Source organism: Sphingomonas sp. SRS2 (genome assembly GCF_000971055.1).
Classification (GTDB): Bacteria; Pseudomonadota; Alphaproteobacteria; order Sphingomonadales; family Sphingomonadaceae; genus Rhizorhabdus.
Genome location: NZ_LARW01000153.1, coordinates 1 through 19,482 on the forward strand (window position 1 = coordinate 1; position 19,482 = coordinate 19,482).

A 19,482-nucleotide genomic window follows, 5' to 3' on the forward strand; every position below is an offset into this window, starting at 1 on the left:
GGTCGGGCTACGCCCTCCCTACGCCGCGCTCAGCGCAAGCTGGCGCCTCACAACAACGTTACCCGATCCCGCAAGGGGGTCCCTTTTAGACGCCTATCGGGGGTCCCGTTTGCACGCCGATTGACACATTGATAGGAGGCACTAACCTAATAGCGGTATTACCAGATGTGATTGCCTCTAATCTCGTCACAGACCAGGATTTATGCGTTTGTGCACTGCCATTTCCGATGGAAAGGAATCACATCTTCCAGTGGTGGCACAAACGCAACAACAGCGATTCTGGACATATGTGGCTGAGGAGCCTTTTTGTGAAGGCGGGCAAGATTTTGCACGGCCCGGCCGAAGGGGCGCTTGATTCTATCGAAGTTCTCAGGAGGAAGGCTGTAGAGGGCATTTGACCTAATAAGATGCCATGCCCCCTACGCCTTAATGCGCTAGCTGGTATCGTCGTGAGATAGGATAGCCGCTATTCTGCGGCCTTCGATATAGCGCCTTCCTTTGAGATGGCTCGAGCATGTTCCGCGGCGATCATCTTTTCAAACAAGCGCCTTCCCATGACACAGGCGCGATCCGCCTTGAGCAAAATCTCCGAAGGCCGGCCGCCAGACCGCTCGATCATTTCCTCTATTTCTTGGGTAGCAAAGGCATCCTCCGGGATAATAGAGCGCATCGCATAGTCCAGAGTGGCCTGACATACCGCGGGGTCTTTGGTCATGGTTTGCCCCGTCGCAAAGAAATAATTCGTGCTGTGACGGGTCGCGGGCGTAATGCCGTGATATACCTGCACTGAGCCGATCAACTCACCTTTCTGATTTTCGATCCCAGTCGGCCGGTAGAAGGCCGAGCCGCCGACATGCAGGCCGGGGAGATAGAGCTTCAGCCCCTGATAGCGATCAACCAGCCCCTCATAGCCGGTAAGGCGAGCATGGAAGTCTGGCATCGGCACGCCGAGCTGGACATATTGGGTGTCGATCCAGTCGTCACCTTGCGTGACCCGGGGGACTGTATCCAATGCCCCACCGCCGCTGCCGAAGCTCGGTGCATGTAGGTAGCCGATATGCGTCAGGTCGAAAAGGTTGTCGTGGAGCAACATTGCTCGCGCGTTCACCAGAGAATAGCCTCCACTGGCGATCGTGTACGAGCTTCCTTCAAGCGCCAGTTCTTCGAGCGACGGGATCATGCTCTCGTCAGCAAGATCAGGGTCGCCCATCCAAATCCAGAGCCACTTCCACTGCTCCACCAAGGGGAAGGATCTCACCCGGCACACATTTGGGATATTGGGCTGGCTAGGTATCTGCGTGCAGCTGCCGTCGGGCCGGAAGGTAAGACCATGATACCCGCACTGGATATTATCGCCGACGAGCCGACTTTTTCCAAGTGGGAAACTGCGATGCGGGCAGCGGCCGTCTAAAGCTACAGCCTCCCCATTTTCCTTTCGGTAGAGCGCGACAGGTTCATCGAGAATCCAGCGTTCGATCGGTTCCCGGCCGATCTCGCTCGACCAAGCCGCGATATACCAACGGTCGCGCGGCGCAAAATAACCTTCAGGCAGTGGATACATGGCACCTTTCCTTATTGTGCCTTTGGTCTCGCCCAAATGCCGATACAATGCGAATTGATCTTTGTCGCGCAATGCATTCATCTCATGAATAGGCAAGTGCTGCGATTGCAATTTGCCAGGATAAGGGCGCGGACATAATTCCCGGCCACGATTTTCGCTCGATCAATGGAGAGCAGGATGAAGCAAGCGGTAAACTTACGCCGATTTGAGCCCGCCAGCGACCTCGTCGCTATTGCGATGGCAACACCGGCGACATTGGAAAAGCACGATCCGGCCGCTGCAAACGTGCAGATATATACTATTCCACCATCGCTATGCTCACAACGCGTACGTATGACCCTGCTGGAAAAAAATATTCCTTACGTCGAGCATGTTGTGAGCCTGGCAAAAGGAGAAAATCTAACGCCGGACTATTTGGCGATCAACCCGCGCGGATTGGTACCGAGCATGACATTCGACGATCGGTCGCTTTTCGATTCGGCGACGATCATGAGGTTCGCAAACAACTGGTTTACCGGGCCCGAACTTGCTCCATCTGATCCTGTGGCAGTTGCGGCGATGAACAGTTGGATCGACAGGTCCGATGACTTCCCAGTGCGGGGCTTCACCTATCGCTCGCACCTGGCAAGCGGGCATCCTGATTATTGGCGTGTAGCGATGCATGACAACGTCGTGCGAGCCCGGGAACTCTATCCCGAATTTAGTGAGGTTTATGATCTCAAGCTTCGGGATTGGCACGACTTGGCCGACTGGCTGCAAAGCCCGCGGGACAGCCAGGAAGGCGAGGCTATCGCAGAAGCAATGGCGGATGATGCAGAGGCTGCGCTTCGCGCCAATCCATTCCTTGTCGGTGACGCAATTAGCCTCGCCGATATATCGGTTTTCATTCTTTTCATCCGGCTACAATGCGCCTGTGACGTGACATTGTGGAGCACCACCATGCGACCTCATCTGCACCGCTGGGCAGAAACAATAAAAACGCGGCCGAGTTATGACGGCGCGGTTCTGGAGCCCTATCGATCCACAGGGCTCGTCCAGATGTCTGGCGACTGCTGGCAGCCGGGAGTCCGCGCGGCCTAATGATTGCTGGCGCGACACCCCAATCGGTATTGAGACTCCGCCGCATACCGGGGGACGTATCCGGCGCACCTGTAATGAGGATGCTGATATGACGTTCGTTGAAGATGGCTGGTATGTCGTGGCGTTGCCCGAGGAAGTCTCGTTGGCACCGTTCGCGCGCACCATTCTCGATCAGCCGCTCGTGATGTTCCGACAAGAGGACGGCACACCCACGGTCCTCCTCGATATCTGTCCTCATCGATTCGCGCCGCTGAGCCTCGGGTCAATCCGAAATGGCGTAATACAATGCCCCTATCATGGTCTGGAATTTGATGCTGCCGGCAAGTGCGTGCATAATCCGCATGGTAATGGTGCTAGACCGGCCTCTCTGAAGGTACGGCATTTTCCCACAGCCGAGCAACACAACCTTGTCTGGGCCTGGTTAGGGGATGTCGAGCGGGCCGATCCTGCAACCATACCGGACTTCAGTTTCCGGATCGACCCGACGAGGGTAACGATCGGCGGGCATGCCACGGTTCAGTCAAACTACCGACTGCTCGTGGATAACCTCATGGATCTCAGCCACGCCCAGTTTTTGCATCGGGCCAATGTCGAAAGCGATGCGTTCGACAATGTTCAGCGCTCGATCCACACAGTGGGAGACGATATTATCCAGGAGATGACGATTTCAAACAGCACCGTGACCAGGCTGCACGCGAGCCTGTTCGAGACGCCTGGGCAGAAGATCGATTTCTTTTCGGACATACGCTGGAGCCCGGTCAGTGCCATGAGCAACATGATCGGCGTCGTCGCTACGGGTATGCCGAAGGATGGAAGTTTCAACTCGTTCGGAACGCACATCATTACGCCCGAGACCGAAACAAGCTGCCATTATTTCTATGCCTCTTCGCGTAACTACGCGGTGGGAGATCGGCAGGCGGACGACCTGATACGCAACTGGCAGCGTCAGGCGCTTATGGCGGAAGATAAACCCGTCGCAGAAGCGATCGAGGCACGAAAAGGTGCTGCGCGCAGGAATGGCATGAAGCCGGCGATGCTATCGATCGACGAAGCGGCAGTCAAAGTCAGCCGCGCCATCGATAAGCTGGCTGAGCGCGTCTAGGGCGGCGGCGCGGGCGGCGTTAGCTACTGCTGGAAAGACCCATCACGGCAAGCTCAGCCTGGGGAGTCCGAAGGCCGCCGGCCCAGCTGAGGTGGCTAATTGGCGGCGAGACAACAACGCTAGCATCCCTCAGGCCGTGATGCAGTTCGGTCTCTCGCGGGCAACGGTCGCTCGATATTGTGCGAGTGCCTGATATTGGACTTCCCGGCCATTCACGACGGTGTCGGCAAATGACGGCTTCTGGCGGGAGCGGACAGTCAGGTATCCGCCGATACTAATACACCGCGCTAGTCAGCTGGATTGCAGTGGGCATCGAAACCCCGCGCCAATTCGGCAAGGCTGACCGCACCCAGCCGCACAACCAGCACGCCCTCGGCGTCGCGGAGCGCATCCTCAACTGCTGCATTAACGACCTTCTCGACCGCGCAATCTGCATTCGAGTGCTCGTTACCGATCGCAAAAAGGCGAGGGCCACCTACCGCGCGGTGGATATCGAGCAGCGAGACTGTCTCCAGATCCGCCGCGATCGCCCAGCCGCCGCCATGCCCCTTCTCCGATCGGACATATCCTGCGTCCCGCAGACCGGCCATTGTGCGGCGGACCACAACGGGATTCGTCCCAAGCATTCGCGCGATCGCCTCAGAGGTCATCGGACCATCGTGCCGCGCCATGTGGAGCAACACATGAAGCATTCGAGAGAGGCGACTGTCGGTACGCACGGCATGATCCTCGCAGCACGGCCGAGATTGGCAAGCGCATCATTTCACGATACTTATCATGTTACATGATTCGTGGAGCGCCGAAGATGCCCGAGTTCGAGAACCCTGACCTTTGGGACATCGCCGCCCAGCATTATGAAAAGACCGCGCATCCGTTCACGCTCCGCTATGCCGAAGCAGCGCTCGCACATGTCGCGTTGACGCCGGACAGCCGCGTACTCGACATCGCGGCCGGCACCGGCGCGCTGGCCCTGACAGCGGCACGAACTGGTGCAAGGGTGCTCGCGACTGACTTCTCGCCCGCTATGGTTGCGCGCGTCGCTGCAGCGAAGGTTGCAAATGTGGAAGCGCGCGTGATGGACGGGCAGGCGCTGGCGCTCGACGACGGGAGCTTCGATGCGGTCTTCTCGATATTCGGCGTCATCATGTTCCCGGACTGGCGCAAGGGTCTTGCCGAGATGGCACGGGTGACGCGTTCGGGCGGACATGGTGTGGTCGCGACGTGGCAGGAACGGGGTGCCGCGACATTCCTGCTGCTCGGCCAAATCCGTCGCAAACTCTTCCCTGAGCGTGAGGGCATGACCATGCCCGAGGCGGTCAAAGCGCTGAGCGATCCGTCCGATTTCGCACGCGAACTGATCGTCGCAGGATACCGTGACCCGCAGATTCAGCATGTCACCCACGACTATCCGCTCGACGTCACGGCACTCTCCGAACCCGACACGGTGTTCGGCATGTCGCCCGACTGGACCAGCTTGAGCGCGGCAGAAAAAGCCGCCGTCATCGTTGAAGTTCAGGCAATGGCGGGTGATCGGGCAATCCTGCCAATCCCATCGACCGCGCTGATCGCTGTGGCGCGGCGCTAAGGTCGAATAGATGCTACGCTAGACGCCTGCTTCTGGCCGAACCGGACGTTCGCGCTAACCCGGAGGACGTCGTGAAATAGTCGATCAGACTGTCATAAAGTCGGCGGCGATCTACGGCCGATCCTTGCGAACCTCTACCAACTGACAATATCTCAAAAGCCTTATTTCATGGCGCTTGTGACGTTCGGACTAGCTTGCTGCGGACGGCAGTGATCCGGGGATCTGGCGGAGCGGGAGGGATTCCCTCGACGCACTTCACTAAGCGTCACCAAGTTTATATCCGCAAGCAGCGTGAGCGACATAGATTTTAAGCCGCCGATTTCGGGATATGCGCCGCACTCAACCGGAGAAACGGATTACGCAAGTATCGGGTGTTGCGTGCTCCCGCAACCAACGCAACTTGCCAAATGCCCCAACGCGAAAGGCCCCGATGCTAAAGCAAGCCGGCACGGGCTGTTCGCCTGATCATTTGGGGCTTCGGTTTGCGATAGGTGGCTACCAGCCGAAATCGATCGAGAATTTACCCTGTTTTTCGCGTATACGGCCGACATGCGGCGCTTCGAAATGGCCCGGGATCAGCAATGCGTTTTCATTGACGCAATATTGGAGCAACTCGTGGCGAGCCTTGGCCGACATCGCTTTGTCCCAACAAACGACGCTGCTCCACTCCCATAGCGGGATTTGCAGCGGAGAATGGACCATGTCGCCGCAGAATATGCCGAGATTATCCTGCGATCTGAGTTCGATACGCACATGGCCTTCGGAATGGCCCGGCGCTGGCCGCAGGGTGATGCAGTCCAGCAGCTCATAGGTGCCGTCATACAACTCCACCTTGCCGGCCTCTATCACCGGATGAATGGAATCCTCGAATGTCGCGCGGAGGTAAGCCGGCTTCGCAGGGTCCAGCGCCTCCGCCTTGGTCGCTTCATATTCTACCTTCGAGAAGATGTAGCGGGCATTGGGAAATGTCGGCACCCAACGACCGTTCTCCAGGCAGGTATTCCAGCCCACATGATCGACATGGAGGTGCGTGCACAGCACATAATCGATATCGGCGGGCGCCAGGCCGACGGCGGCGAGGCGATCGAGATAGCGGTTTTGCAGGCGGTGCATTTCCGGAAACTGTGGCCGTTCCTTATCATTGCCCATGCAGGTGTCGATCAGGACGTTGCGGCCGCCGACGCGCAGTAGCCAGCTGTGGACCGGCATGGGAATCCGTCCGGTTTCCGGATCGAAATGATCGGGGCAGAGCCAATGCTCATGTGCCCGAAGCGCTTCGCGGTCGAACAGGGGAAACCAGCTCTGGGCGGTGAAGCCGAGAAGCGAACTGTCGAAGATGCGTCCTATCTCGACATTGCCGACACTGCCAATCATCGCCATCGGTCTATCCTTTCCATCTGGTTTAATGACGGCCCGCAAGTCGCGTCCCGTTTGGCGGCGCCCGCCGGAAGTGTAGCCGGGCGGCTCAGACCCGTTGCTGCAGATTCACGTGGATATTCTTCTGCTGTGTGAAGGCGAGCAGCTCGTCCAGGCATTCCTCACGCCCCAGGCCGGACTGTTTATATCCGCCGAAGGGTGCACCCAGAAAATGCTTGCTGGTTTCGTTGATCCAGACGAAGCCTGCTTCGACCTGCATGGCCAGCCGGTGCGCGCGTGTCAGATTGTTAGTCCAGATCGAGCAGGTCAGCCCCAGGTCCAGCCGATTGACCTGCTCGAGCATCGACGCTTCGTCGCTCCACCGCAGCAGCGACAGGACGGGGCCGAAAATCTCCTCCGACGCGATCCTCATATCCTGGGTGACGTCCGCAAAGATCGTGGGCTCGATGAACCACCCGCCTGCGAGCTCGGCGTCACCGGGCGTCGATCCGCCGCTCACGAGACGTGCGCCCTGTGCTTTGCCGATCTCGATATAGTCCAGGATACGATCATATTGTTGCCGGCTGGCGATCGCGCCCATCGTGGTGGCGGGGTTGGTCGGGAGACCCGGCCTGAACGCCCCAACTTTCTCAGCCAGTTTGGCAATGACCGCGTCGTGGATGTCCTCATGCAGAAATGCGCGACTGGTCGAGCCGCAGGACTGACCGCACCATGCGAAGTTCATTCCCGCGACGACGGCGCTCGCGACCACATCGGGATCGGCGTCCGCACAGGCGATCAAGGCATTCTTGCCGCCCAGTTCGAGCAGAACCGGCTTTATCGTATCGGCCGCCGCTCGCATGACGGCGCGCCCCGTCGGCACGCTGCCGATCAGCGCCGCCATGGCGACATGGGGATGGCTGGTCAATGCCGCGCCGACGTCGCGCCCGCCGGGCAGGATGTTGAACACGCCGGGCGGGAACAGTCCGCCGATCAGCTCGGCAAGGCGCAAGGCCGATAGCGGCGCCTGTTCGGGCGGCTTGATGATGATCGAATTGCCGGCCGCCAGCGGCGCCGCGGCCCGGCCTGCGCAGAACATGAAGGGGTGGTTGAAGGGTATGATGCGGGCCACCACGCCGCGCGGCTCGCGAACCGAGAAGTTGACGGCATCGGGCCCCATTGGAATCGATGCGCCCTTCATTTCCGTGACGAGGCCCGCGAAGAACTCCATGGTGCCGGCCGCTATCGCGACGTCGCCGAGCAGTTCGGTGAAGGGATTTCCGCAATCGGCGGCGTCGAGCATGGCGAGTTCGCGGCCATGGCGGCGAACGACCGCCGCCGCCTCCCGGAGGATTTTTGCGCGTTCCATCGGCGGAACATGCCGCCAGATCGCGAAGCCCGCCCTGGCCGCCTCGATGGCGGCGTGCGCATCATCGACGCCGGCGTGCGCGATCGTGCACAAATGGCCGCCCGTCGCGGGACTGCGGACATCGGCGTCGCCGCCCGTGCCATGCCGATGCCATTGGCCGCCATAGAAGAGCCCGCGCTCGCGGGGCAGGACCAGTCCGTCGGATGTCTCGACGGCATTGGATGAAGTCAGATCGGCGTTCACAAATACCTCGAACCGGGGGAGTGGGGGTGTCGCGTGACAACGGGACACCGGGATGCTGGCTTAGGGGCTGACATGGGCGTCTTCCTGCCTGGACGGAGAGGGCGGCGGAAAATCCGCCGGCTTTCCGAGGATCATGTCGGCGGCCTTTTCCGCGATCATCATCACCACCGCGTTGATGTTGCCGCCGACCATGTCAGGCATGACCGACGCGTCGACGACGCGCAGGCCCTTCACGCCACAGACCCTCAGTTGTGGATCGACGACGCGATCGCGATCGGATGCCCCACCCATCCGGCAAGTTCCGGCGGGATGATGGACCGTCACCGACGTCTTGCGGATGAACGCATCGAGCTGTTCGTCAGTGGTGAGGGCTTCGCCGGGCGCGATCTCCCCGGCGCTGTGCGCCGTCATGTCGCTCTGGCCGACCACCTCCCGGACGATCTTCAAACCCTCGCGCAGCGTGTCGCGATCCGCCTGCGTGGTCAGGAAGTTCGGAATGATCAGAGGAGCGGCGGATGGATCGGCCGAGGCGAGCTTCACTGCGCCACGGCTTTCGGGGCGCAGCAGCGCCACCCGGCAGCCGAAGCTGTCGGCCACCGGTGTGATGAAGGGGCGGAACCAGGCCCGTGCGGGCATCGGCGCTGCGAGGAAGATCAACTGAACATCCGGCGCCTTCACCTCCGGTCGTGTCTTGAGAAAGGCGGTGACGCCGATCGGGACATCGCCGGCGAAGCTTTCCATGCCCAGGAAGGAGCTTACCATCGCCCCGGCCAGGCGATCGTAACGCATAGCGCCTTCGAACGGCCCGCGATCGCGTCGGCGGTAGGTGACCATCACGGAGAGATGATCCTGGAAATTCTTGCCGACACCATGGTTCGCGACCTTGACCGGGATTCCATGGTTCGCGAGTTCATCGGGATCGCCGATGCCCGACAGCATCAGCAATTTCGGTGTGTCGATGACGCCGGCGCACAGGATCACCTCGCGCCGGGCCAGCGCGACTTTGTCGCGGCCCCGGTGACGATAGGCTATCCCGCTGGCCCGATCCTCATCGAACAGCACGCGCGCGACGGTGGCCGCGACGAGCACCGTCAGGTTTCGCCGTGAGAGTGCCGGCCGGAGATAGGCGGTTGCGGCGCTACAGCGCCGGCCCCGGTGAATGGTCGACTGTATAAGGCCGAACCCTTCCTGATCCGCCCCGTTATAGTCGGGTGTCTCGGAATACCCCGCCTGTCGGCCGGCGCCGATGAAGGCCTCTAAGATGGGATCGCTATAGCGGCTGCGCTGGACCCGTAGCGGGCCGTCGCCGCCCCGATAGGCGTCCGCGCCATCTTCCCATGCCTCGCCACGCCGGAAATAAGGCAGGACGTCGCGATAGGACCAGCCGTCCAGTTCGTTCGCGGCCCAGCGGTCGAAGTCGCTGCGGTGACCCCGGACATAGGCCATGACGTTGATCGAGGACGAACCGCCCACCACCTTGCCGCGTGCGCACTCGATGCCGCGGGCGTCGATGCCCGGATCGGGCTCCATGAAATAACCCCAGTCGTGCATCCGCTGCGGGAAGATCTTGCCGATGCCGATCGGGATATGGATCAGCGGATCCCGATCCCATTTTCCGGCTTCGAGCAACAACACCGACGCGCCGTCCTCGCTGAGCCGGTTCGCCAGCACGCATCCCGCTGAGCCGGCGCCAACGATGACATAGTCGTACATGTTGCTGGCGGCCGCCCCGGCATGGTCACGCAAAGCTGTCTTCCCCGATCTGGCTCGTTTCCGGCGTCGCGTCCCCGTCATCGGTGGCGCGGCCCGCATTCGTCATTTCCCGCCGGACCATCCGGGCGAGCATACGTCGTGCCCTGACCGCCCCGGAGTCGTCCGGCAGGATGATCGGGTTGAGGCTCATGAGGTCCGTGGTGCCCATCATCCGCTGGCACGCTTCGACAATCGGCTTGTCCTCCAGAGTGAAAGCGGTGCGCTGCGCTTCATGCGCGATCTGCAGGTCGGCATCGGTAGCGAGATGCCGTGGCTGCGCGATCGAATAGAAATAATGGGTGCTCGTTTCGCTCTCGGGCGTCAGCAGGTGGCTCGCGAGACCGGTGATGGCGTCCTTCCGGGAGCCGCCCGGTGCTGCGACACCGAAATACAGGATCATGTTGGTCGGCTGGTACAGCAGCATGTCCAGCCAGTGATCGACCTGTGAGCCGGGCTGGAACAGGCCGGTCAGATACAGCGGTACCTCACAGCCCGGCATCCAGCGATCGACTCTCACGGTATCGGGCGTCGTCTTGATGGTGAGTTCGGCTTCGCACATCGACATGTTGCCGAAAATGGGATGGACGAACGCGGCGTGGCTCAGGTCGAGCAAATTATCGATCAGGAGTTGATAGTTTACCGCGCAGTGAAGATAGCCGCCGGACGCATGGCGGACATCCGGGGCTTCGAATTCACTGAGATCGGCAATGCGAGTGACATCGGCGCGGTGCGGCTCGCCCATCCAGACCCAGACGAGACCATGCCGCTCCTCGCAGGGAAATGTCCGTATCGTCGCGTCGGGAACGCGGCCCCGCGCCGTCGGGGCGGCTATGCAGCGGCCTTCAGTATCGAAGGTCAGGCCGTGATAGCCGCAGCGCACGCTGTCACCTTCGCGCGTTCCCATATCCAGCGGCGCAAACCGATGCGGGCAGCGGTTGGCGAGCGCGGCGACCTGCCCATCTTCCTTTCGGAAGAACAGGATCGATTCCCCTAGGATGGTTCGAGAGAAGAGACTTTTGGTCACTTCCACCGACCAGCCGGCGACATACCAGCTATTCTTGAGGAAATTATGGGCCGCCATCGCCGTCCGCTCCGCCGCTTTTAGAAATTGACGCCCAGCTTCACGCCATAGGTCCTGGGGGCGCCGAGGAAGCCCCAGCCCACGCTACTCCGCGGTCCCGGAATATAGGGCCGGAAGACACCGACGATCACGGCTTCATTCTCGATGTTGCGCACGAAGGCATCGAGATGCCAGCGGTTATCGGGCGCATTATAACCGATGTTCACATCGGTCGTCATGCTGGACGGCGCGAAGTCGGTTGGCGCCTCATAGACGTCGAGCAACTGGCGCGACCTGTAATTGGTCCGGATACTTGCCTTCACATTGGCGCCATTGGCCATTTCGAACGTATGCACAAACCCTGCCGCGATGTTCCAGCGCGGCGTACGCAGCACGCGGGTACCGTCGCTGACGAAGGGCGCGCCGGTGGTCGGCACCACGAACGGGCTGGTGCTGCTGTGCAGATATTCTATCGCGAAATCGATCTGGTCGTGGTCGGTGACCAGGACGACGCCGTCGATATCGAGGCCGTAGATTTTGGACCGTGGGATGTTGCTGCCGAAATACCCCAGATTTCCAGGCGGTGGCACCGATGCCACGGTGGCAATCTGCTTGTTGCGATAGCGCCAGTAGAAGGCCTCGATGTTGAGCTGGACGCGGCGGTCGAAAAAGCGGTTCTTCGATCCGAGCGCGAAAGCCATGAGTTTTTCCGGTCCATAGCCCGGGGAGTTCAGGCCTTCGTTAAGTCCGCCGGCCTTGTAGCCCGTGCTCACGCTCGCATAGGCCAGTGATTGTGGGCCGATGTCGGCGTCGACCGCGGCCTTCCAGCTCAGATTCTTGAAGGTGCGCTGCGCAATATTGGGCGCCGTCAGGCTGACACCGATCGTCGGCAGCTCCACGATCGAGATACCCAATTCGGTCTTTCTGTCCCGCGTATAGCGCAGGCCGCCCGTGGCGCGGAGATGATCGGTGATGGCATAGGTTGCCTGGCCGAACGCGGCATAGGATTTCGTGTCGAGATCGCTGAGATCGCGGCCGGTGTAGTTGGGCGATGTGTTGTAATCGAGGATGGCGTCATTTGCGCAGAAACACTGCAGCTCATATTGATTGAAGGCATCCTGGGACAGTTTGAAATAATATAGGCCGGCGACCCAGGTCAGGCTTCCCGCGGCGCCCGATCCGGAGCGTCCGAGCCGCACCTCCATCGTCGTCTGCTGGGTGGGATTATCGACGAAGGACCAGCTGCCCGCATAATGGTAATAGCTTTCCTGCCTGGTATCCCGATAGCCGGGGATCACCGTGAGCGTGGCCGGGCCCAGATCCCAATCGAGCTGACCCTGGATGCCCCAGATCCGGTTATCCACGAAGCCATCGACCGGATAATAATCCTGATCCCAGGGGTCATCGCCGCCCTGGCCGTTGCTGCCCAGCGGTAGGATCGCATCGGCATAGCCAAGACCCTTTTGCCGGAAATAGTCGCCCTGGATGTGGATCGTGATATCGTCGCTCGGCTTCCACAGCGCCTTCAGGCGGCCCGCAACATTATCCGCGTCGTTATAGCCGTTCGTGAAATAGCCGTCATGCTTGGTAGTCTGCCAGGCACCACGCACCGCCAGGCTGTCTGTTACCGGAAGATTGATCGCGCCCGTGGTGTTGAATGTCCGATAGTTTCCGACCTCGATCTCGGCATTGCCCTCGACCGCCGCAAAGGAGGGTTCATTGGTCACGATATTGAGCGCGCCGGCGGTCGCATTGCGGCCGAACAAAGTGCCTTGCGGCCCCTTGAGTACCTCGATGCGATTGATGTCGTAGAAGGACGCGGTAGCGTTCGCCGCGCGATCCTGCACGACGCCATCCAGCACGAAGCTGACGGCGGGATCGCTGAACGCGTTTATCTGGCTGCTGCCGATGCCGCGGATGCTGAGCTGCGCGAATGGGCCGTTAACATAGGTCTGGAGCGAGGGAACCGACTTGCTGAGGTCGGCCGCGGTCAGCGCCCCTCCAGTACGAAGCGCGTCGGCCGAAACGACACTGATCGCAAGCGGCACCTTCTGCACATTTTCGGAGCGCTTCTGCGCGGTGACCACGATTTCCTCAAGGCCGAATGGTTTCTCGCCGGCGGCATCTTCGCTGGAAACAGCGGGGCCTGCCGTACCTGTCTCCTGCGCAAACGCGCCATTCGATAGCGAAATTGCCATTACGAACACAGATGCAGATAAATATTTTGTCGAAATTCTCATAATATCCTCCCCACATAGAAGTAAATTATAGCATTCATGATGCTATCTACTTCATTTTTTATTCAGATATTTCTGACTATTCTTCAGTAGTCTTAAAAAAATAATGATCCTATTGGAATATAAATCCATAGAGAGATGCAGTTATCACATACATCTATCGTCGAACGGATCCTTCGATTGGCCTGATACATAGGTTCGCTGAGATGATCGGGACAATATGGAAATCTCGAAAAGGATTATTCGCGAAAAACGAATAATCGCTGTCGCGGGCGGTCAAGGGACAGTTCGCTATCCGACGTATCGAATCGGCCGTTCCAAGTGGTTGTTTTACCACGAGTTCCCGAGCATTCAGATGTTGCCATCTGCCTGCCCGGCGCCCTCTAGCCGAGCAGCCTTTCCCATTTGGGCGGGTCGCCGATCACGTCCTTCAGGAAGTCGATGAACAGTCGCACCCTGCGGGGTATGAAGTTGCGATTGGAAACGATCGCCACGATGATGGCCTCATCAAAAAGGCTGCCTGGCAATATCTCGATCAGATGCCCGTTTTTCAGTTCGGGCGCGACATGCGACAGACCCAGCATCGCGATACCCAGGCCATCCAGCGCCGCGGTCCGCAGAACCGTCGAACTGTTGGAGGTCAGCGGGCCGGAGATCGCGATGTGGCTCTTTTTTCCTTCGATCAACGCAGGCCAATGGCTGGGCGGGCCATGGGATGTGGGCAGCAGGCAGGTGCGGGCCACAAGTTCGCTGGCCGTAGCCGGTGCGCCATAGCGTTCGATATAGGCCGGCGATGCGCAGAACACCTGACGGTCCCGCGCTATGATAATCATCTCTGGCGTTAGCTTTGCCGGCGATTTGATCTGAATGGCGAGATCGGTACCCTGTTCGATGACGTCGGTGAATCGTGGAGAAAGATCGAACGCCAGTTCGATCCCGGGATTTTGCTGCAGGAATTCGGCCAGATGCGGGGCGATCTGCAGCTTGCCGAATTCGGCCGAGGCGGCGACGGTCAGCTTGCCGTGCGGCGAATGGGTTTCCTGCCATATGTCGCGTTCGGCGGTTTCGATCTGCTCGATGATCTTCACGCCGTGATCGTAGAGGAGCTTGCCGGTCAGCGTGACCGCCATGCGCCGTGTTGATCGATTGACCAGCTGGCTTTCGGTGCGGCCTTCCAGTTCGGCAAGCTTCTTGCTGACGGTGGACGGGGTGATACCCAGCCGCCGCGCCGCGTTGGTGATGCTCTGCGTCTCGACGATCGCCACGAAAATCTCCAGCGCCTTGAGGTCGCTGAGAACCGGCATCTGGGTTTTGCGCTTCCAGTCGTCTTCATGTTTCATCTGCCCATATCCTCATCCTCGTGCCCGCCGAAGCGTATATCGCGCGGGCTGTCGATCACCGCAGGTCCGAGCACATATCGACCGCGGCGCGACTGCTCGAGAAGCCCGCTTTGGTGAAGCTGCTGAAATAGCGACAGGCGGTGCTGCCCGACACATCGAGCCTGGTCGCGGCGTCTTCGATCGACCATTCGAGCGTCCATGTGAATGGAGAAAGTGCTATCAGGAGACTGCCGGCCGTGCTCATCCGTCGATGCCCCCCGCTCGTCGCCGGCGACACCGTGCAGCCGCAGCATGTGATCCGCGCCGCCAGCGCTGGCAAGCAGGCTGCTTGATGCCCGGGCGCGACACCCCAGGCGATAGGGCGCGATGAGGCGTCTAGACACATAAAACAAAAGCGACTATCTAGCATGAAATGTCATATTATGAATAAATAGGCGAGTATATAGCTCATTTGTTGCATATTATGGCCAATATGTATTATTTTGGAGATAGAAATGAGCGGTGGCACGGTAGCGTCGCAAACCCAGGCAGACCGCGAGGAATTTCAGGCCGACCTTGCTGCGGATAATCTGCAACCGCTGTGGGACATCGTGGGCAGGATCGCAGCGCGGGCGCCGAGCCGAGGCGGGGTTCCCATCCACTGGCCCTGGGGTGGGCTACGCGATCATGCGATGCGCGCAGGCAATCTCATCACGGCGGAGGAAGCGGAGCGGCGAGTGCTCGTGCTCGAAAATCCGAGCTTCGCGGGCGAAGGGCGGGCGACGAGCTCCCTTTATGCCGGCATCCAGTTGATCCTTCCCGGTGAAATTGCCCCGAGCCACAAGCACACGGCATCGGCATTGCGTCTGATCATGGAAGGCGAAGGCGCCTATACGGCTGTCGATGGCGAACGCGTGGTCATGTCTCCCGGCGATTTCGTCGTTACTCCCTCGAATACGTTTCACGACCACGGCAACGAAACGGACGCGCCCGTGATGTGGCTGGATGGTCTCGACGTGTTCGTGGTCAACCTGCTCAACGCGCCTTTCGGAGAGGAATATCCTGAGAGCGCTCAGCCGATATCGCGCCCGGATGGCTACTCGCTGGAGCGCTTCGGGCGAGGAATGTTGCCGCATGGCTTCGTACGCAGCGAAGCGCGATCGCCGCTGTTCTGGTGGCCCTATCATCACACCCGGGCGGCGCTTGATGGTATGCGACGCGAGGAGCAGGCGGATCCGTCGCTGGGTCTGCGTATGGATTATATCGATCCGACCAGCGGGCAATCGCCGTTCAAGACGATGACGGCATCGATGTCGCTGTTCCCCGCTGGTTATAGGGGCGTGCCCTATCGCGCCATATCGGGCGCGGTGATGACGGTGGTCGAAGGAGCCGGCACGGTGCGCGTCGGCGATGAAACCTGGCATGTTACCAAAAATGACGTGTTCGTTGTGCCAAGCTGGAACTGGCACTCGTTCACCGCAGAGGAGGATCTTGTGATATTCGGGTTTTCTGACGAAGTGCTTCAACGGCATCTGGGTTTCTGGCGCGAGGAGCGCGATGCCGCCGCGCAGATCGGAATCAGGGCATGAAGCTTTGCAGGTTCGACGACAATCGCCTCGGGGTCGTCGAGGGCGATATGGTCAGGGACGTGAGCGCCGCACTTGGCTGCCTGCCGACGGCACATTATCCGCTACCCACCCATGATCTTCTGATCGCACTTCTGCCCCAGGTCCGCGAAGCGATCGAGGCTATGAACGGGGCTGGCGCGGTACGCCCCTTGTCGGAAGTCAGGCTCCTGAGCCCGGTGGCCAATCCGGCCAAGCTCGTCGCGGCGCCGGTGAACTATCGCGCCCATATCGAGGAAGTGATCGCGAACGAGGCGACTTTCACCAAAAATCATGGGCTGAAGATCAGGGAGACAGGACTGTTTCTGAAGGCCAACAGTTCGCTGATCGGCGCCGGAAGCCCCATCCTCATCCATCATGATGACCGGCGCACCGACCATGAGATCGAACTTGCCGTCGTGATCGGCCAGACCTGCCGGGATGTATCGGCCGACAAGGCGCTGGCCTATGTCGCCGGCTATGCCATCGGCCTCGACATCACGATCAGGGGGCCGGAGGAGCGCTCATTGCGCAAGTCGCTAGACACATATTCGGTTCTCGGGCCATGGCTGGTGACGGCGGACGAGTTCGGTGATCCGACCGCGCGCGACCTGTTGTTGACCGTGGGCGACGAGACTCGTCAGAAGGCGAATACCCGAGATCTGATCCTGGATGTGCCAGCGCTCATCGAATTCGCGTCATCCTTCTATACGCTGCACCCGGGCGACGTGATTTTTACGGGTACGCCGGAAGGCGTCGGCCCGATCACGCCGGGCGACAGGATCAGGGCCTCTATCACCGGTGTAGGGGCGATGGACGTCGACGTGGTGTCCGGCTGATCATGATCGGCAAGGTTCGAACGGAGCGTGAGGAATGAGCAGCGTTGCGGAGGCCCGGCTGGAGATCGCACAGGCCAGCAGGATTCTGGCAGGTGAGGCGATACTCGACGCCTTCGGCCATGTCAGCCGGCGGCATCCCGAAAGGGACGGCCATTTCCTGATCGCGCGCGCGCGCGCTCCTGCGCTCGTCGAGCCTGACGACGTCGTGGAGCTCGATTTCGATGGGCGTATCGTCTCAGGCCCAGACGTGCCCCTGTTCCTGGAGCGCTACCTCCACGCGGAAATCTATCGCCGGCGACCGGATGTCGAGGCGGTCGTACATAGCCATGCGATGACCGTGCTTCCCTTCGCCGCGACACCCTCGGTGCTTGTCCGTCCAATATGCCACATGTGCGGCTTTCTTCACGGCACGCCATGCGCGTTCGATGCCGCTGACCATGCCGGTCCCGGCAGCGACCTGCTGATCCGCAATGCCGCGCTCGGCGCCGCTCTCGCCGAGCATCTCGGCGAAGCCGCGGTCGTTCTCATGCGCGGGCATGGCTATACCGCCGTGGGCGCTAGCATCGCGATGGCGACTTATCGCGCGATATATACCGCTCGTAACTGCGAAGTGCAGCTGGCGGCGATCACATTGGGCGATCCGGTGTACCTCAGCGAAGCGGAAGCGTCCGCCGCGGATGCATCGGCGATGAGCCAAGTTCATCGGCCCTGGGAGCTCTGGTGCATGCGGCATGCCTCTCACTTTGGTGAAATCCAAAAATAGCCGCTTGAAGGCCGTGGAGCGTGCAAGGCTGCCGGCATTTCGTGCCGCCCACGCAGGCGCGGATGAGATCGTGAAAGGATGAAGGGCATGAGCGACCTGCGGGACGGTGACAGCGGGATCTTCGAGGCCGCGCGATCGGTCGATGTCGTCAATGCGCGAATCGCGGCGGACGCCAACCCGCGCCTTCGCGAGATCATGGAGATCGTCACGCGCCATCTCCATGCGGCTGTCGCGGAAGTTCAGCTGACTACCGAGGAATGGATGACCGGCATCAAATTCCTGACCGACACCGGCCATATGTGCACGGAGTGGCGGCAGGAATTCATCCTGCTGTCGGACGTGCTCGGCGTGTCCATGCTCGTCGATGCGATCAATCACGAACGCCCTGCCGGCTCGACCGAAAACACCGTACTTGGTCCATTCTACCTTCCCGATGCTCCGCGATATGCCAATGGCGCCGATATCTGTCTCGACGGCAAGGGCGAACCGCTGCTGGTATCCGGCAGGGTAGTGGACGGCGCGGGGAACGCGATCGCCGGCGCGACCATCGACGTCTGGGCCGCCAATGAGGACGGCTTCTATGACGTTCAGCAAAAGGGGATTCAGCCGGATTTCAATCTGCGCGGTGTCTTCACCACCGAGGCAGATGGCAGCTACTGGTTTCGCAGCGTCAAGCCACGGCACTATCCGATCCCGGACGACGGACCCGTCGGCAAGATGCTGGCCGCGCTCGGCCGTCATCCCAACCGTGCGGCGCACCTGCATTTCATCATATCCGCGCCAGGCCATGACACGGTCGTCACCCATATCTTCACACCCGATTGTCCTTATCTGAAGGAGGATGCGGTGTTCGGCGTGAAATCTTCGTTGATCGCCGACTTCCAGCGAATCGACGCCCCCCAGAGAGCCGATGAACTGGGCTTCACCAATCCCTTCTGGGCTGTGAAATGGGACGTCGTTCTGGCGCCGGCGGCATAAGAAAACCGGCCGCGCCCCATTTCGAGGGCGCGACCGGCAGGCCTATGTGAGAGAGCCGCCGCCTTACAGGGTTTCGAGCAGGCCCATCGTCCGCGCATTGGCCTGGTCGGCGGCATTCTGGTTGAACGTGGCGCCCCCGCGACGAGCGAAGGCGTGGCCCACGCCGGGGTAGATCACAACTTCGGCGCGATCGCCCGCCTGATCGGCCGCCGCCTTGATGACAGCCTGCGCATCTGGAGGGCAGAGATGATCGTCTCCGGCGACATGGAGAAGAACCCGCCCTTTCAGCTTCGGCATATCGGCGACCATCAGGTGCAGGCCCGTGCCATAATAGGCGATGGCGGCATCGACCGCCCCACCGATCGCCATCCCGAAGGCGACGCCGCCACCGAAACAATAGCCGATGGCAGCGGCGGAGGTCAGCCCGGGCACATGTTCGCGCAGAGCCTGCAAAGCGGCGGCGCCATCCGAGACGGCTTCGCCATGGTTAAGGCTCTTCATCAGCTCTAGGGGTTGTGGGGATTCATCGCGAGTTGATGACGGCTGCGGCGAGGTAGATCATTGCGGAGAAGCTTAGATCGGTTTTGCAGGCGCGCATGGCGATGCGCTTGAACTCTTTGAGTTTGCAGAAGAA

At 60.4% G+C, this 19,482-nt stretch carries 17 protein-coding genes and 1 pseudogene; 7 read left to right on the top strand and 11 right to left on the bottom strand.

Annotated elements, in window-relative coordinates; genetic code table 11:
• Positions 1-466 precede the first annotated feature (466 nt).
• Positions 467-1,561 carry an aromatic ring-hydroxylating dioxygenase subunit alpha gene (locus WP12_RS22125; protein WP_046195822.1) on the bottom strand — a complete coding sequence of 365 codons (1,095 nt, stop codon included), beginning with the start codon at positions 1,559-1,561 and terminating at the stop codon, positions 467-469.
• A gap of 177 nt (positions 1,562-1,738) precedes the next feature.
• On the opposite strand from WP12_RS22125, the gene WP12_RS22130 reads away from it, so the two are divergent.
• Together WP12_RS22130 and WP12_RS24500 are read left to right on the top strand one after the other, a co-directional pair.
• Positions 1,739-2,641 (top strand): glutathione S-transferase family protein, encoded by a 903-nt coding sequence (locus WP12_RS22130; RefSeq protein WP_160299270.1) that lies wholly within the window; start codon positions 1,739-1,741, stop codon positions 2,639-2,641.
• Between the two features lie 88 nt (positions 2,642-2,729).
• Positions 2,730-3,743, top strand: coding sequence for an aromatic ring-hydroxylating dioxygenase subunit alpha (locus tag WP12_RS24500; protein ID WP_046195824.1), 1,014 nt, complete (start codon positions 2,730-2,732; stop codon positions 3,741-3,743).
• A gap of 287 nt (positions 3,744-4,030) precedes the next feature.
• On the opposite strand, the gene WP12_RS22140 is transcribed toward WP12_RS24500, so the two are convergent.
• Positions 4,031-4,462: an Rrf2 family transcriptional regulator gene (locus WP12_RS22140; RefSeq protein ID WP_046195825.1), complete on the bottom strand. Its 432-nt coding sequence runs from the start codon at positions 4,460-4,462 to the stop codon at positions 4,031-4,033.
• Positions 4,463-4,548: 86 nt separating this feature from the next.
• Here WP12_RS22140 and WP12_RS22145 point away from each other — a divergent pair, with 86 nt between their 5' ends.
• A complete protein-coding gene (locus WP12_RS22145) occupies positions 4,549-5,328 on the top strand; it encodes a class I SAM-dependent methyltransferase (RefSeq protein ID WP_046195835.1) in 780 nt (259 codons plus the stop codon).
• Between the two features lie 495 nt (positions 5,329-5,823).
• Here the strand turns inward: WP12_RS22145 and WP12_RS22150 are convergent, their stop codons facing one another.
• From WP12_RS22150 to WP12_RS22180, 7 genes are all read right to left on the bottom strand, one after another.
• Complete coding sequence (locus WP12_RS22150) at positions 5,824-6,708, bottom strand: MBL fold metallo-hydrolase (protein ID WP_046195826.1); 885 nt, start codon at positions 6,706-6,708, stop codon at positions 5,824-5,826.
• 85 nt (positions 6,709-6,793) lie between these two features.
• Positions 6,794-8,296, bottom strand: a complete 1,503-nt coding sequence (locus WP12_RS22155; RefSeq protein WP_235399267.1) for an aldehyde dehydrogenase family protein — start codon at positions 8,294-8,296, stop codon at positions 6,794-6,796.
• Positions 8,297-8,356: 60 nt separating this feature from the next.
• Positions 8,357-10,042, bottom strand: coding sequence for a GMC family oxidoreductase (locus tag WP12_RS22160; protein WP_200894579.1), 1,686 nt, complete (start codon positions 10,040-10,042; stop codon positions 8,357-8,359).
• Positions 10,035-11,129, bottom strand: a complete 1,095-nt coding sequence (locus tag WP12_RS22165) for an aromatic ring-hydroxylating dioxygenase subunit alpha (protein ID WP_046195828.1) — start codon at positions 11,127-11,129, stop codon at positions 10,035-10,037. Before WP12_RS22165 ends, WP12_RS22160 begins: the two co-directional genes overlap by 8 nt.
• A gap of 20 nt (positions 11,130-11,149) precedes the next feature.
• Positions 11,150-13,306, bottom strand: a complete 2,157-nt coding sequence (locus WP12_RS22170) for a TonB-dependent receptor (RefSeq protein WP_046195829.1) — start codon at positions 13,304-13,306, stop codon at positions 11,150-11,152.
• Positions 13,307-13,728: 422 nt separating this feature from the next.
• The gene (locus WP12_RS22175) at positions 13,729-14,685 is read right to left on the bottom strand and encodes a LysR family transcriptional regulator (RefSeq protein ID WP_046195830.1); all 957 of its coding nucleotides are present in this window, start codon (positions 14,683-14,685) and stop codon (positions 13,729-13,731) included.
• 55 nt (positions 14,686-14,740) lie between these two features.
• Positions 14,741-14,929, bottom strand: coding sequence for a hypothetical protein (locus WP12_RS22180; protein WP_046195831.1), 189 nt, complete (start codon positions 14,927-14,929; stop codon positions 14,741-14,743).
• Positions 14,930-15,179: 250 nt separating this feature from the next.
• Here WP12_RS22180 and WP12_RS22185 point away from each other — a divergent pair, with 250 nt between their 5' ends.
• The 4 genes from WP12_RS22185 to WP12_RS22200 all read left to right on the top strand — a co-directional run bounded on the left by WP12_RS22185 (position 15,180) and on the right by WP12_RS22200 (position 18,848).
• Entirely contained in the window at positions 15,180-16,253 is a 1,074-nt protein-coding gene (locus WP12_RS22185; protein WP_046195832.1) for a cupin domain-containing protein, read from the top strand.
• Positions 16,250-17,107, top strand: coding sequence for a fumarylacetoacetate hydrolase family protein (locus WP12_RS22190; RefSeq protein ID WP_046195833.1), 858 nt, complete (start codon positions 16,250-16,252; stop codon positions 17,105-17,107). Before WP12_RS22185 ends, WP12_RS22190 begins: the two co-directional genes overlap by 4 nt.
• A gap of 34 nt (positions 17,108-17,141) precedes the next feature.
• The gene (locus WP12_RS22195; RefSeq protein ID WP_046195834.1) at positions 17,142-17,870 is read left to right on the top strand and encodes a class II aldolase/adducin family protein; all 729 of its coding nucleotides are present in this window, start codon (positions 17,142-17,144) and stop codon (positions 17,868-17,870) included.
• Positions 17,871-17,957: 87 nt separating this feature from the next.
• Positions 17,958-18,848 (top strand): intradiol ring-cleavage dioxygenase, encoded by an 891-nt coding sequence (locus tag WP12_RS22200; RefSeq protein WP_046195837.1) that lies wholly within the window; start codon positions 17,958-17,960, stop codon positions 18,846-18,848.
• Positions 18,849-18,911: 63 nt separating this feature from the next.
• Here the strand turns inward: WP12_RS22200 and WP12_RS22205 are convergent, their stop codons facing one another.
• Both WP12_RS22205 and WP12_RS26125 read right to left on the bottom strand, forming a co-directional pair.
• Positions 18,912-19,349, bottom strand: coding sequence for a dienelactone hydrolase family protein (locus tag WP12_RS22205; RefSeq protein WP_052730575.1), 438 nt, complete (start codon positions 19,347-19,349; stop codon positions 18,912-18,914).
• A gap of 22 nt (positions 19,350-19,371) precedes the next feature.
• A pseudogene (locus tag WP12_RS26125) lies at positions 19,372-19,482 on the bottom strand (IS5/IS1182 family transposase); the annotation flags it as partial.

Bases quoted from the DNA above. Each gene is read 5' to 3' on its own strand.
- WP12_RS22125 (WP_046195822.1), bottom strand. From the start codon at position 1,561: ATGTATCCACTGCCTGAAGGTTATTTTGCGCCGCGCGACCGTTGGTAT.
- WP12_RS22130 (WP_160299270.1), top strand. From the start codon at position 1,739: ATGAAGCAAGCGGTAAACTTACGCCGATTTGAGCCCGCCAGCGACCTC.
- WP12_RS24500 (WP_046195824.1), top strand. From the start codon at position 2,730: ATGACGTTCGTTGAAGATGGCTGGTATGTCGTGGCGTTGCCCGAGGAA.
- WP12_RS22145 (WP_046195835.1), top strand. From the start codon at position 4,549: ATGCCCGAGTTCGAGAACCCTGACCTTTGGGACATCGCCGCCCAGCAT.
- WP12_RS22150 (WP_046195826.1), bottom strand. From the start codon at position 6,708: ATGGCGATGATTGGCAGTGTCGGCAATGTCGAGATAGGACGCATCTTC.
- WP12_RS22165 (WP_046195828.1), bottom strand. From the start codon at position 11,129: ATGGCGGCCCATAATTTCCTCAAGAATAGCTGGTATGTCGCCGGCTGG.
- WP12_RS22170 (WP_046195829.1), bottom strand. From the start codon at position 13,306: ATGGCAATTTCGCTATCGAATGGCGCGTTTGCGCAGGAGACAGGTACG.
- WP12_RS22175 (WP_046195830.1), bottom strand. From the start codon at position 14,685: ATGAAACATGAAGACGACTGGAAGCGCAAAACCCAGATGCCGGTTCTC.
- WP12_RS22180 (WP_046195831.1), bottom strand. From the start codon at position 14,929: ATGAGCACGGCCGGCAGTCTCCTGATAGCACTTTCTCCATTCACATGG.
- WP12_RS22185 (WP_046195832.1), top strand. From the start codon at position 15,180: ATGAGCGGTGGCACGGTAGCGTCGCAAACCCAGGCAGACCGCGAGGAA.
- WP12_RS22190 (WP_046195833.1), top strand. From the start codon at position 16,250: ATGAAGCTTTGCAGGTTCGACGACAATCGCCTCGGGGTCGTCGAGGGC.
- WP12_RS22195 (WP_046195834.1), top strand. From the start codon at position 17,142: ATGAGCAGCGTTGCGGAGGCCCGGCTGGAGATCGCACAGGCCAGCAGG.
- WP12_RS22200 (WP_046195837.1), top strand. From the start codon at position 17,958: ATGAGCGACCTGCGGGACGGTGACAGCGGGATCTTCGAGGCCGCGCGA.
- WP12_RS22205 (WP_052730575.1), bottom strand. From the start codon at position 19,349: ATGAAGAGCCTTAACCATGGCGAAGCCGTCTCGGATGGCGCCGCCGCT.